Below are 13,377 nucleotides of genomic sequence, written 5' to 3'. Positions count from 1 at the left end.
TCATTTTATATTTTAGGTGTACTGTTTTTATATCCAGTATGTTTATTTATACAGTTATTTTGTGAATGAGGAGATCACGCTATGGCAGTTGATAAGAAAAAAACTGCTCTTTCCGATAAGTCAAAACCAGCATCAAAGGAAGAAAAAGAGAAAGCGCTGACATCTGCTATTGCGCAGATTGAAAAAACATTTGGTAAAGGGGCGATTATGCGTCTGGGCGCTGAGAGCGATCTGAACGTAGAAACTATCTCCTCTGGTTCCCTGACTCTGGATATTGCGTTGGGCGGCGGACTTCCGACGGGGCGTATTGTAGAAATTTATGGCCCGGAGTCGTCCGGTAAAACAACAGTTGCATTATCAGCCATTGCCAGCGCCCAAAAACAGGGGCTTCAGTGCGCTTTTATTGATGCTGAACATGCGCTGGATCCTGTATACGCCAAAAAACTTGGCGTTGATATTGATAGCCTGCTGGTTTCACAGCCTGATACTGGTGAACAGGCGCTGGAAATTACCGATGCGCTGGTGCGTTCCGGTGCTGTGAATATCATTGTTGTGGATTCTGTTGCGGCGCTCACGCCTAAGGCTGAGATTGAGGGTGAAATTGGTGACTCTCATATGGGGTTGCACGCTCGCATGATGAGCCAGGCAATGCGCAAGCTGAAAGGGAACATCAACAACAGTAAAGCCATTGTTATTTTTATTAATCAGATCCGCATGAAAATTGGTGTGATGTTCGGTAACCCGGAGACGACAACTGGCGGTAATGCCCTGAAATTCTACGCATCTGTGCGAATGGATGTGCGGAGAATTGGTCAGGTAAAAAATAAAGACACAGATGTTATTGGTAGCGAAACCCGAGTTAAGGTGGTCAAAAACAAGGTGGCGCCGCCGTTCAGACAGGCTGAATTCCGCATCATGTATGGCGAAGGTATTTCCCGGATTGATGAGATATTAACCCTGGCTGAGGGTTGCAAAATCATTACGAAGGCTGGCGCATGGTTCAGCTACGGTGGTGAACGTCTTGGACAAGGGCGCGACAATACGATCGAGTGGTTGAAACAAAATCCTGTGCTGCTGGCCGACATTGAGCAGCAGGTCAGAGAGAATTATCTGCGTCCTGACGCCACACCCCCCCAGATTACAGGCAAGCGTGAGTCATCAGTTGATGATGAACCTCAGCCTGAATACGAAGAACACGACAATTAATACGCGGGGAGGGATGAGCAATGAAAATCGAAGTGACGATCGACCGCACTAAGCAATTGCCTGATGGCGCAGTACCGGCTCTGGAACAGGAGCTACTCCGTCGGCTGGAGCGGAACTTTGACGGCTGCAATCTGATAATCCGGCGCGCTGGTTCTGATGGCCTCAGTATCATCGGTGGGGCCGACGATGATAAAAAACGTATTGAAGAGATCCTGCAAGAGACCTGGGAAAGCGCCGACGACTGGTTTTATTGAGTAATCCTTTTTGTTGACGGGTGCAGCCGCCAGCTATCTGAAAATTACTACTCCTGTTGTCATTGTTGGGTGTAGGACCACCGTAGGGGCATCCCATGCATATTCCAGATGATTTGATCCCTGGACTACCGGCATTAACTGGCCCGGTGCTTATTTATTTTGTTAAGGGCAAGGCTGAACGGGGATTTGCGCTGCGCAAAGATGAGTTCGTAACGTCATTGCGAGCTCTGGAAGAAGCACGAAAAAAAGCTGGTTTGAAAGTATCAGAAGCAGAGTAACATCAGTTATAATCAACGAACAGGTCTGAACAACCTGCTGAGTAACACTGTGCCACGGAGAACAACCGATGGCACAGATCCAACTACAAAAGATTGGCCCAACTATCCTGACCCCGGCAACGCCCGAGGCCAGTGAATTTTTGCAACGTATTAAACTCGGTGAGTGGATACACGCCGACTTTAAACGTGTCCGCAACTATCAGTTTCACAAGCGCTTTTTCAAACTTCTACAGCTCGGATATGACTACTGGACACCCACCGGCGGTCTCATCCCTGATGAAGAACGCAGAATTGTTAACGGTTTTGTAGATTTCCTCTGCCAGCAGGTTGGTCAGCAGCATAGTATTGCGCTTTCTGACGCCGCAGAGTTGTATCTGTCTGATCGTTCGTATATCAGCGCCGCCGATATTGCTCTTCTAAAATCTTTCGATGCCTATCGCGAATGGGTGACTGTTGAAGCTGGGTATTATACCGAGCACATTTATCCTGATGGGAGCAGCAACCGCCGCGCCAAATCCATATCATTCGCAAAGATGGATGAACTGGAGTTTCAGCAACTCTACAAATCAGCGCTGAATGTATTATGGAATTATATTTTGTTCCGTAAATTCAAGACCGTTTCAGAAGCCGAAAACGTAGCCATGCAGCTACTGGAGTTTGCTGCATGAGAGCTGTCACGTATGGATCTATTTGCAGCGGAATTGAGGCTGCAAGTGTGGCATGGGAACCGCTTGGCTGGAAACCTGTGTGGTTTGCTGAGATCGAGCCTTTTCCTTGCGCTGTTCTTAATTCTCGTTGGCCTCAGGTTCCCAATCTGGGAGATATGACAGCCATTGCTGAACTGGTGGACATTGGCGTCATTGCACCGGAAATAATTGTGGGCGGTACGCCATGTCAGGCGTTTAGCGTGGCTGGCCTTCGTAATGGCCTCGCCGACGAGCGCGGTCAGTTAACTCTTTCATATGTGGAGCTGGCAGATGCCATCGATGACAAACGCCGCGAGCGCGGTGAAGAAGAAGCAATCTTTGTCTGGGAAAATGTACCAGGAGTCCTTAGTAGCAAAGACAATGCCTTCGGCTGCTTTATTGGCGCACTTGCCGGAGAAGAATGCGAATTGCAGCCATCAGGGGAAAAATGGACGAACGCTGGTTGTGTGTATGGACCCTCGCGTGTTGTCGCCTGGCGAATCCTTGATGCTCAATTTTTCGGAGTGGCCCAACGACGCCGCCGTGTGTTTGTTGTCGCAAGTGCTCGAGAAGGATTTGATCCCGCAAAAATACTTTTTGAGCTCGACAGCATGCGCCGGAATTCTCCGACGAGCAGAACACCGCAAGCGCCAGCTTCCGCCGATGCTGGAAAAAGTCCTGACCTCGGTAGCCACTGGGACAACCCTGACAACCCACATCCAACCCTGAACCAGTCCAGCAATATCGGTGGTATTGGTCAGAGTAATCAGGAAATTTTTTCTCAGCGTTGTTCAGGTCTTGTAAGCGAAACTCAATACGGTAAAGAGCTGGCCGGAACATTAACTGCACGACATGATTCATCACCGTGCGCAGATCGTGGAATGAATGTTGTTGGTACGTATCGAATGACAGCATTCGGTGAATATGCAGATGATGAAACAGCATCAACTGTTAAGGCTCGTGATTACAAAGATGCAACTGATCTTGCTGTTATGTCTGTTCACGGCACACAGGATCCTGACACGCTTAAAGATATGGCTCACACGCTAGGGCGCAATTACGGGCAGGAAAATGCTGTTATCGCCTTCAGCTCGAAAGACAGTGGTCAGGATGCCACCAGTGATCTATCGCCAACCCTACGCTCCTGCAACAGCATAAATAGCAATCAAAATGCAGGAGGTCCGCCAGCGGTCGCCTATGGGTTCAAAGGTGGTCAGGGGGCTAAAGCGGGAGGTATCGGCTATGCAGAAGAGCTATCACCAACGCTCACCAGCGCCAGCAGCGGATCCAATTTATCGCCTACAGTGATGCAAAATATGTTAGTTCGCCGCCTCACGCCAGTGGAATGTGAACGTCTACAGGGCTTCCCCGACAATCACACTCTGATCGGCTGGCGTGGTAAGAATGCGGCTGAATGTCCCGATGGGCCTCGCTACAAAGCGATTGGAAACAGCATGGCTGTTCCTGTTATGCGCTGGATAGGACAGAGAATAGCGGGGGCCTTGAAGTGAAGAAAATAGATCTCCGTAAACAAGCGCGCGGGCGTGAATGTACTGTGCGTATACCAGGAATCTGCAATTTTAACCCAGAAACCAGCGTACTGGCGCATTACCGGCTTGCCGGAACCTGCGGCACGGCCTGTAAACCCGATGATATGCAGGGGGCGATCGCCTGTAGCGCATGCCATGACCTGATCGATGGTCGAGCCAAAACAAAAGAATTTACCCGTGATGAACTTCGGCTGATGCATGCCGAGGGTGTGTTGCGTACTCAACAAATCTGGAGAGAAGAGGGCTTTATATGATTTACCCAACGAATATAGGTAAGGCAGAGGAAATGATCCGCCTGAATACTCTCGAAAGTATGATGGTACAGGGCCGCTTAAAAATGTGGGGGCGGTGGTCATATATCGGCGGCGGACGAGCCGGGAATATGTTCAACCAGTTATTGGTAAATAAAAAAATAACAAAGACAGCTATTAATGAAGCACTGCGCAGGATGAAGAAGGCAGGAATAAGCAAACCTGAGTTGGAAATATTTCTGCGCGAAATGATGACCGGGAATAAAAAGAGTCACTTGGCTCACTGTACCGATGCTGAGGCTTTGATTATCGATCGCGTCGTGGGGACAGTTTTAGCTGATCACCCGGCTCTGATTGAGTTACTACACGAGCGTTATGATGGAAAAGGGAAAAGCAAAAAGAAACTGGCGCGGGAATTGAACGATAAACACCCTGAATGGTGCCTGAGAACCTGTGAAAGCCGTATTGATGTTTGGCTGCATACGGCAGAATATATGCTTTATGTACCATTATGTGATGCTTTCGGTACAGATAGCAGCAAATTTCGCTTGCGGGCTTGCGCGGAAACTGCTTAAATTCATATATGCTTCGCAAAGCTGTATCGCAAGCGACAAGAAATTTTCAAAACCCGCCATTGCGCGGGTTTTGTCGTTTCTGGCTAGGTTTTCGGCTTGTAATCCCCGGAGACGATCTTGATAGCGAGGTTACAAGTCTCAGCTAATTCTCTGTCCATTCCTGGTTTTGCTAATCTCATTGTTTCGTCAACCACCCGTTGCTGGATAATTTCATAATTAATGTAAGAGTTTTCTTTGATTAGTTGGTGGACGATTTCGCCTATAAGCTGGTGCGCATTCATATTGCCAATTCCTTAGATAAATTGAGTCAGTAGCTTACCGGAAATCAGAGCAAGAAATGTAGATAGACTCGCAATATTTGGGCTTCGGCATTCGCCGGGCCTTCTCATTTAAGGCCGCTGACAGGTCCGTTTAGTGCAACGCCTTTCCCCGTTCTCCGCTCCTGGATTTTCGGGGATTTTTTATTCCCTCAATTAGCACCCGCAATATGCGCGAGGTGAGAGATCATGAAAATGCCTCATAACCCTAATACCTGGCCGGACTGGTTGGAATTATTCCAGAGCTGGTGGCGTGGAGATACGCCGCTGGGCGCTGTCTTGATGTCACTTATCGTTGCTGGTCTACGAATTGCGTATTTTGGTGGCAATGGAGGCAAAAAGAAAAAGGCGCTCGAAATCCTTCTCTGTGGTGCCTTGACGTTGACGATTTTCTCTGCCCTTGAGTTTCTGGGCTTACCTAAATCTCTGTCTGTCAGCATCGGCGGTAGCGTTGGTCTGATCGGTGTGGATGCAATCCGCAGTTTCGCAATGAGATTTATCGGTGGACGTGTTGGTGGTGACAATAACAAGGTGTGATTATGACAACTCAGACTTCGCGCGGGATCCGCAACAATAACCCTGGAAATATTCGCTGGGGTGATGACTGGAAAGGCCTGGTTCCAAAAGATCAACGAACCGACAAATCATTTTGTCAGTTTACAACTCCAGAATATGGCATCCGGGCGATGATCATCATTCTGCGTAATTATCAGCGTAAATATGGGCTGAACACCGTAACCGGCATTATCAAACGCTGGGCGCCGCCAAACGAGAACGATACGCAGGCATATATAAACAGCGTGGCGCAGGCAACCGGTGTTTCTCCTGAACAGAAAATTGATACCAGCGACAGCCGATTTATGATGAAGCTGTTGCAGGCCATCATTAAGCACGAGAACGGTAGCCAGCCTTATAGCTTTGATACGTTTGTTCGTGCAGTCGAACTGGCGGGTTAATTATGGATCTCGCGCTGATACGAAAATACTGGAAGCCACTGGCGATCACTTTGCTGGTGGCTTTTTTGTTATGGCGAGCATACAGCGCGGGGTTTGACTCTGCGGATTCAGACTGGAAAGGGAAGTGGTTACAGCGCGATCTTGCTGACTCTACCGCTGCGCTGCACAGGGATGTATCCGAACGGGCAGAAGAACAGCGCCGCCAGCGCGCCGTAGATGAAGAACGGGAAAGGGCAGATGAAGAACTGGCAAAAGTGCAGGCTGATGTTGATGCTGCTAACCGTGCTCGTGGCGGGCTGCAACAGCAGCTCACAATCTTACAACGGCAACTCGCCAGAAGTGAAACCGGCCGCATTTCCGCCCTTGCAGCAGCAGGCGCGGCAAAAGCCGAGGTCGCCAGCTTGCTCGCCGAGCTGCTCAGCGAAGCTGACGCAATGGCGGGAGAATTCGCAAAAGAGGCTGATGAGCGTTATGTCGCCGGAAGTACCTGCGAGCGCACCTACGACAAAGTAACGGGGAACGGTAATGGAAATTAAGTTGATTAAATGCTGGAAGGTTGAATTATTTGATGCCCCCAGATCCAACTCTGTGATTAGTGAAATGATTTCCTGTGAAGAAAGGAGACCTTTTTTTACAGGATACTCCAATATCCAATTTGACCTGAGAAAAGCAGTCATGAATGGGGAAAATTTTATCACCCTTTTTTGTGAGCCCGATTCACTGAAAACTCGATCCGTCCGCATCAGTCGCGTTCATGAATTCAGATGTACGCCGATTTATGAGAACGACGGCACTTTTCAGGAAGCTGCTAATCCGCTGATTAAATGGCTGGCTGAAAACGTACATCCACACCACCAGGCTATTGTGACCAGTACGCATGCTGAGTTACTGGAAAGTCAGTATGTGGTGAAAACGGATGAGTTTGTGAAAGACTAAGGCATTACAGCAGGCATTCCCTGAGTGTCTGCGATAATGCAAAGCTGAATGTTGTTTCCTACCGCGCACCCTGCGCATGACAGCATGCAGCTTTTTATTTTCTTCTGATTTCCCGGCAGGTTTGGCGCTCACGGCAGCATAAAGGATCTGTTTTCGATCTTCTCGTTCTCACGTATTGCCGGAGTAATAGTTTTCAGACCAGAGGATTATTCTGTATGTCCAGAGTGAACTGGGAGGAACGATTATCCCTGTTCGCTGATGAATGGAAGCGGACGGGAATATCTCCTAAGGAGTGGTGCGAAAGAGAGGGTTTTTCGTGGGGAACTGCGAAAGCGTATATCTCGATAAAAGCGGCGAAAGCATTGCTGGCTGGTGGGGGAGATAAAACAGAAAAATCGGAGCGAAAATCGCGAAAAAAAACTCCGAAAAAAAGTGCGAATTCGGAGTCGGTAAAACGCGAAGAAAAAAACGCTGATAAGGGGGAAACCGCAGAAAAATTATCAGCGTCGCGGTCTGTGCACGAGGATAACGAAACGCCTGATGATTTCGGACTTTCTGACCAGTTAATGACGTTCGCGCAATTTGTGGTGGATGGAAAAACCAGAGTCGAGGCTTACCGGCTGGCCGGGTACAAAGGCGAAGGAAACACAGCATATTCCAATGCATCCCGCATGCTAAGAAATGCCAGGGTTTCTCGTTATGTTCACCACCTCAGGAACGAGCGACAGAAACGCTACTCCGCCGAGCTGGATGATGTGATTACTCAGCTCGTCGCCATTATCAACGCCGACCCCAATGAAATAGCGCAATACAGGCGCGTCAATTGCCGTTATTGCTGGGGGGAGAATCACAAATACCAGTGGCGTGATTTAGAAGAGCAGATAAGGGCAGAAAAAAAAGCCGAGTCGGAAAATAAACCGCCGCCGGATCTTTCCGGTGGAATTGGGTTTGTCGATAACGCTGATCCTAACCCTGATTGTCCTCGATGCAACGGGGAGGGAAAGGGGGAGGCTTTCTTTGCTGATACCCGTGATTTAGAGGGCGATGCGCGTTATCTGTTACAGGGCGTGAAGCTCGGTAAATTCGGCATCGAAATAAATACTGCGGATAAGGATGCTGCTCGTCGTGAATTAGCCAGATTGCTTGTTGCTCGTGGCCCAGGAACGGGCAAGGAAAAAGGAAATGGCAAAGGCAACGAGCCAACGGTGATCATTAAACTGGTGAATTCCCCTGATGGCGACTGAACACGTTATTGAGTTCCTGCCGTTCCATGCAGGGCAAAAGAAAATTTATCGTTCTCCGGCTAAGCGAAAAGTTATCCGCGCCGGGCGCCGCTTCGGTAAAACCACCATGCTTGAACAGGCTGGCGGTAACTGGGCGGCGCGGCAGATGCGCGTAGGCTGGTTTGCGCCATCTTATAAAATCCTGTTGCCGTCGTTTAAAACTATCCGCGATTTATTACGCCCGATCACAACGAGCTCAAGCAAGACCGATTCCATCATTGAAGTGATGGGCGGCGGGCTGGTGGAGTTCTGGACGCTGGATAACCCTGATGCGGGGCGTTCCCGTAAATACCACAAAGTCATTATTGATGAGGGAAGCCTCGTTAAGAAGGGCATGCGTGATATCTGGGAACAGGCAATAGAGCCGACACTGCTCGACTTTGACGGCGATGCAGTAATGGCCGGTACGCCGAAAGGCGTTGATGACGAGAATTTTTTCTATCAGGCCTGTAACGATAAATCTATGGGCTGGGAGGAGCATCACGCGCCGACAGGTGCAAACCCTACGATTAATCCGGCGGCGCTGGCGCGAATTATTGACGGTCGCCCGCCGCTGGTGGTTCAGCAGGAATACAACGCTGAATTCGTTGACTGGCGCGGGCAGAACTTCTTCAAACTCGACTGGTTACTGGAGAACGGCGCGCCTGTCGATTATCCGTTTTCCTGTGACACGGTTTATGGCGTCGTTGACTGTGCGCAAAAAGGGCAACTCCAGAACGATGGATCTGCGTGTATCTGGTTTGCGCTTGATAACCTGCCATCTCCACACCTCATCATTCTGGACTGGGACATTATCCAGATTGACGGATATTTCCTGAAAGACGTTGTGCCGCAGTGGATCGGAAAGTCCAAACAACTTAGTGAAATTTGCCGCGCCCGCATGGGGACTACCGGCCTGTTTATCGAAGATAAGGCAACCGGCATCACGCTTTTACAGCAGGGCGCTAACGAGGGCTGGAACGTTCACCCTATCGACAGTGATTTAACGTCACTTCCCAAAGAATCCCGCGCCATCAACATTTCTGGTTATGTGGCGTCCGGGAAAGTACGCATTTCTAAATACGCTTTTGACAAAATCGTAGAGTACAAGCAGTCGAAGAAAAACCATCTTCTTACTCAGGTGCTCCGGTTCATCATTGGCGAAGAAAACCAGGACGACGATCTTTTTGACTGCTTTAACTACGGCGTCGCGCTTGGTCTTGGTAACGGAGAGGGGTTCTGATGCAGGACGACGACGATATTTGCATGGGTAGTAATGCTGGCGTCCTCAGTAAGATTCTGGAGGGCGGAAACATTGAACCCGGTGCACAGGCGGGGTATGAACTCTGCAAGTTGATTTACTTGTTTCACCCGCTGGGCGGAAAGATGGTTGATCGCCCGATCAAACTTGCTATGTCAGAACCGCGAACCGTGCATGTTACGCGCGGGCCAGAAAAGCGGTTGCGGGAGGCGTTCGAACGGGAATGGAAAGCCATTAAAGCCGATCGCATTATTGCCAACGTCGCGCGCCAGTCGCGTATTTACGGTGTTGGCGCGGTAGTGATGCTGATTGATGGCGAGCCGACTAACGAGGCCGCAGAATTCGACACGCTGTATAAGAAGCCCATCACTTTTAACGTGCTGGATCCAATGAATACAGCCGGTTCTGTTGTGCTTAATCAGGATCCTAATGCTGCTGATTTCCAGAAAGTGGGAAGCGTCACTGCGGCGGGACAACCTTATCACCAGAGTCGTTGCTGCGTGATGATGAATGAAGATCCGATTTACTTGGCTTATACGCCGTCGTCTTTCGGGTTCGCCGGGCGCAGCGTTTATCAGCGTGCGCTTTACCCCCTGAAATCATTCATTCAGTCGATGCGTGCCGATGACATGGTGACGATTAAAGCCGGGCTACTGGTGGCATTCATCCAGCAGGCCAGTTCCATCGTCAATAACATGATGCAGAAAATGTCCGGTATTAAACGCTGGATGCTGAAACGCGGCGGTAACGGTGATGTATTGCAGGTTGGCCCGAGTGACAAGATTGAATCACTCGACATGCAGAATCTTGAAAAGCCGCTGGATACTGCCCGAAATCACATTCTGGCGAATATCGCGACGGCAGCAGATATGCCCGCGATTCTGCTCAACAGTGAGACGTTCACGCGCGGGTTTGGCGAAGGTACAGAAGATGCAAAAGCGGTTGCACAGTACATCGACGATGTGCGCAAAGATTTGCAGCCGCTTTATGATTTTTTCGTTCGCATCGTTCAGTACCGGGCGTGGTCACCTGAGTTTTTCGATGCACTGAAAAATGATTTGCCTGAGTACAAAAGCCTCAGTTGGGAGACCTCTTTCAGCTCCTGGGTGAACAATTTCGATTATGTCTGGCCGTCGTCTCTGAAAGAGCCGGAAAGCGAGAAAGTGAAAGTCGATGAAACGCGTTTTAAAGCGATCACTGAGATGCTTAACGTTCTGTTGCCGCAACTTACCAAAGACCCGGAGAACAGGGCGACGCTCATTAAATGGGCTTGTGAGAACGCCAACATGAACGAAAACCTGTTTGCGGATCGCCTGGAACTGGATTACGAGGTGCTCGAAGCTAACCCGCCGGATGTACCACCGCCGCCGGATGAAGGGGGAGGCGATGACTTCATTTCTGAAAGAGCTGCGTGACGCGATTAAATTCTTTCTGGAGCATGGCTACAGCAGTGAAGAAAGTCTGCTGATGTGGACTGAGCGCCTGCGTAATGCCACAGAGGATAAAATCGGCGGCAGTGATTTTTATAAATATGTCTCCCGGCGCTTAACAGCGGCTTACGATCTGGAAGTTGGCAGGGAAAGGGCGCTTAAACGTCATCCTGGCGTCAGCCGGTTCACGCTCAATTATCTGGAGCCAAAACTGCGGGCAGAGCTGGACAGGCGGATCATGGCATCGGCAGACCTGATAAAGCTGAACCGCACACAGGCAGTGGATCGGACAATTCAGCGTTTCAGCGGCTGGGCTACCAGTATTCCCCCCATCACATCAATAAGTCCCGGTTTGTCTGCTTCATCGCGTTCCGGGGTGGTTGCCACGAGTCAACATATCGCCAAATCAGCGCGGCAGATTGATTTTGAGCAACGCCGTGTGATGGTGGATCAGACGCATAAGCTGGTTGCTAACATCGATAACATCATTGCGACCGACGGCGGAGCAATCGCGGCGGTATGGCATAGTCACTGGCGCCAGCCAAATTATGATTATCGGGATCCACACAAGGATCGTGACCTTAAAACCTATGTGATACGCGGCAACTGGGCGTTGAAGAAAGGTTTTATGAAGGTGGGGCCGGATGGCTATCTTGATGAAATTACCCAGCCTGCCGAAGAGGTATTTTGTCGTTGCTATCTCACCTATATCTACAACGTCCGAAGCCTCCCTGATGAGATGAAAACCGAAAAATGGCGGAAGTTCGTCGAGGGGAATAAATCTGTCGGTCGTCGTTCTGCAAACTTTGAGGCCATAAAAAACGGAGGATAAGTGAAAACCTACGCTGCCGGGATCCTGTTTAAATCTGGCGGGAAAATATTTCTGGTTAAGCGTGGGGATGATGGTTCGTGGGCTGTGCCGGGTGGGAAGCTGGAAGAGGGGGAAACGCCGGAGTCTGCTGCAAGGCGTGAAGTGCTGGAAGAGTGCGGGTTTGATTATTCTGCACCATTGACGCCGCACACCCTGATTGATGGCTATGTCACCTATCTTGCCAATGATGCCGGGATGTTTGATGCGGTTCTGAATGAAGAAAATCAGGCGTGTGGCTGGTTTTCTCCTGATGAACTTCCCGAGCCGCTTCATCCTGGCATGGTGGCGATGCTTGACGCTGAACCGCTCAATGAAATTGACGTTGCCAGCCTTATCGCTGGCGGGCAACTCACATCCCCGCAATTTTTCAGAAATATGTACCTGTGGGCGCTGCGTATCACCGGAACGGGTGTTACATGGCGATCCAAATTCAGGCAATACGCCTACCGATCACCTGAAAATTATCTGACGGATGAATTTATCGCCCGGTGCGCTGGCCTGCCGGTTATCTGGTGGCATCCAGAAAAAAACACACTCGACAGCGAAGAATTCGCGTCCAGGACGATCGGAACCATCACGTTTGCCTGGATACAGGGTGATGAGGTGTGGGGAATGGCCCGCATCTATGACACCGACGCCGCCGCGAACCTTTTAACGCGGCAACTGAGTACATCCCCCACGGTGGTGGGCGGCGATGACGTTCTGATCAACGTTGACGGTGAACCGCTGCTGCTGGAAGGAACCCCGGAATTACTGGATCACCTTGCGATTTGTGAGCAGGGCGTCTGGGACAAGCTGGGGGAACCGACGGGAGTTAAATCCGACAAACTAAACGAGGTCCAGAAAATGGATGAAGAAAAATTATTAGCACTCATTAACCAGGCGCTGGACGCTCGCGAAGCCCGCGCAAAGGCTGACGCAGAGGAAAAAGCGAAAGCAGATGCGGAGGCCGCAGAAAAAGCCAAAGCGGATGAAGATGCTGCCCGCATCAAGGAAGAAGAAGAAAAGGCGAAAGCTGACGCAGAGGAGAAAGCTAAAGCCGATGCTGAAGCCGAAGAAAAAGCCAAAGCGGATGCCGAACTGGACAAGATCCGCGCAGACATGGAAGAAATGAAAAGCCGTGTACCTCAGGAACTCAGCGACGAAGAACGTAATGAGATTGCTGATACCCAGTGCAAGGCCGACAGTGTTTTTGCTTCTTTCGGCGAACGCGCGCCGCAGCCTATGGCGGGGGAACGTGCGATGCCGTATCGCCGCCGCATCATGACCCGCCTGCAAAAATACTCTCCCGATTATAAAGAAGTGGATCTGCATGCGATCGCAGACAGCCAGCTTCTGAGTATTGCGGAGAAAAAAATCTATGCCGATGCGCAGGCATCAGCGGCATCCAGTCTGGAACCCGGCGCGGGGCTGCGTGAAATCGTCCGCACTGACGCAACCGGGCGCCGTATCAGCACTTTTATCGGCGATCCGTCTGCGACATGGGCTCCTTTCCAGGCTGTCACCCGTAAAGTCGTTGGCATTAAACAGTAATCAACCGGAGA

The 13,377-nt window shown here is 50.2% G+C and carries 15 protein-coding genes and 1 pseudogene; all 16 read left to right on the top strand.

The window, feature by feature from the left end; genetic code table 11:
• Positions 1-81: 81 nt before the first annotated feature.
• The 16 genes and pseudogenes from recA (at position 82) to OGV50_RS07580 (ending at position 13,366) form a co-directional block, all read left to right on the top strand.
• Positions 82-1,206, top strand: a complete 1,125-nt coding sequence (gene recA, locus OGV50_RS07655; RefSeq protein ID WP_286488439.1) for a recombinase RecA — start codon at positions 82-84, stop codon at positions 1,204-1,206.
• Positions 1,207-1,226: 20 nt separating this feature from the next.
• Positions 1,227-1,460, top strand: coding sequence for a DinI-like family protein (locus OGV50_RS07650; RefSeq protein WP_286488438.1), 234 nt, complete (start codon positions 1,227-1,229; stop codon positions 1,458-1,460).
• Positions 1,461-1,555: 95 nt separating this feature from the next.
• Positions 1,556-1,738, top strand: a complete 183-nt coding sequence (locus OGV50_RS07645) for a hypothetical protein (RefSeq protein ID WP_194208815.1) — start codon at positions 1,556-1,558, stop codon at positions 1,736-1,738.
• Positions 1,739-1,806: 68 nt separating this feature from the next.
• Positions 1,807-2,406 (top strand): DUF1367 family protein, encoded by a 600-nt coding sequence (locus tag OGV50_RS07640; RefSeq protein WP_286488437.1) that lies wholly within the window; start codon positions 1,807-1,809, stop codon positions 2,404-2,406.
• A pseudogene (locus OGV50_RS07635) lies at positions 2,403-3,917 on the top strand (DNA cytosine methyltransferase); the annotation flags it as partial. The gene OGV50_RS07640 and the pseudogene OGV50_RS07635, both read left to right, overlap by 4 nt.
• Positions 3,918-3,940: 23 nt before the next feature.
• The gene (locus OGV50_RS07630; protein WP_286488495.1) at positions 3,941-4,228 is read left to right on the top strand and encodes a DUF1364 domain-containing protein; all 288 of its coding nucleotides are present in this window, start codon (positions 3,941-3,943) and stop codon (positions 4,226-4,228) included.
• The gene (locus OGV50_RS07625) at positions 4,225-4,800 is read left to right on the top strand and encodes a DUF1133 family protein (protein ID WP_286488435.1); all 576 of its coding nucleotides are present in this window, start codon (positions 4,225-4,227) and stop codon (positions 4,798-4,800) included. Before OGV50_RS07630 ends, OGV50_RS07625 begins: the two co-directional genes overlap by 4 nt.
• Before the next feature lie 506 nt (positions 4,801-5,306).
• Entirely contained in the window at positions 5,307-5,654 is a 348-nt protein-coding gene (locus OGV50_RS07620; RefSeq protein WP_181574319.1) for a phage holin, lambda family, read from the top strand.
• 2 nt (positions 5,655-5,656) lie between these two features.
• On the top strand, positions 5,657-6,073 hold the full coding sequence (locus OGV50_RS07615) for a structural protein (protein WP_286488434.1): 417 nt from the start codon (positions 5,657-5,659) through the stop codon (positions 6,071-6,073).
• 2 nt (positions 6,074-6,075) lie between these two features.
• Positions 6,076-6,609, top strand: a complete 534-nt coding sequence (locus OGV50_RS07610; protein WP_286488433.1) for a DUF2514 family protein — start codon at positions 6,076-6,078, stop codon at positions 6,607-6,609.
• Positions 6,599-7,009, top strand: a complete 411-nt coding sequence (locus tag OGV50_RS07605; protein WP_286488432.1) for a hypothetical protein — start codon at positions 6,599-6,601, stop codon at positions 7,007-7,009. The genes OGV50_RS07610 and OGV50_RS07605 overlap by 11 nt, the downstream gene beginning before the upstream one ends.
• Before the next feature lie 215 nt (positions 7,010-7,224).
• A complete protein-coding gene (locus tag OGV50_RS07600; RefSeq protein ID WP_286488431.1) occupies positions 7,225-8,253 on the top strand; it encodes a terminase small subunit in 1,029 nt (342 codons plus the stop codon).
• On the top strand, positions 8,243-9,514 hold the full coding sequence (locus OGV50_RS07595) for a hypothetical protein (protein WP_286488430.1): 1,272 nt from the start codon (positions 8,243-8,245) through the stop codon (positions 9,512-9,514). Before OGV50_RS07600 ends, OGV50_RS07595 begins: the two co-directional genes overlap by 11 nt.
• A complete protein-coding gene (locus tag OGV50_RS07590; RefSeq protein ID WP_286488429.1) occupies positions 9,514-10,947 on the top strand; it encodes an anti-CBASS protein Acb1 family protein in 1,434 nt (477 codons plus the stop codon). Before OGV50_RS07595 ends, OGV50_RS07590 begins: the two co-directional genes overlap by 1 nt.
• Positions 10,919-11,794, top strand: a complete 876-nt coding sequence (locus OGV50_RS07585) for a hypothetical protein (protein WP_286488428.1) — start codon at positions 10,919-10,921, stop codon at positions 11,792-11,794. The genes OGV50_RS07590 and OGV50_RS07585 overlap by 29 nt, the downstream gene beginning before the upstream one ends.
• Positions 11,795-13,366, top strand: coding sequence for an NUDIX hydrolase (locus tag OGV50_RS07580; RefSeq protein ID WP_286488427.1), 1,572 nt, complete (start codon positions 11,795-11,797; stop codon positions 13,364-13,366). It abuts the gene before it with no gap.
• Positions 13,367-13,377: the final 11 nt, after the last annotated feature.

Source organism: Citrobacter sp. CK180 (assembly GCF_030333655.1).
Classification (GTDB): Bacteria; Pseudomonadota; Gammaproteobacteria; order Enterobacterales; family Enterobacteriaceae; genus Citrobacter_B; species Citrobacter_B koseri.
Note: the sequence above shows the minus strand (reverse complement) of the source record. Positions and strands in the feature narration are given on the sequence as shown.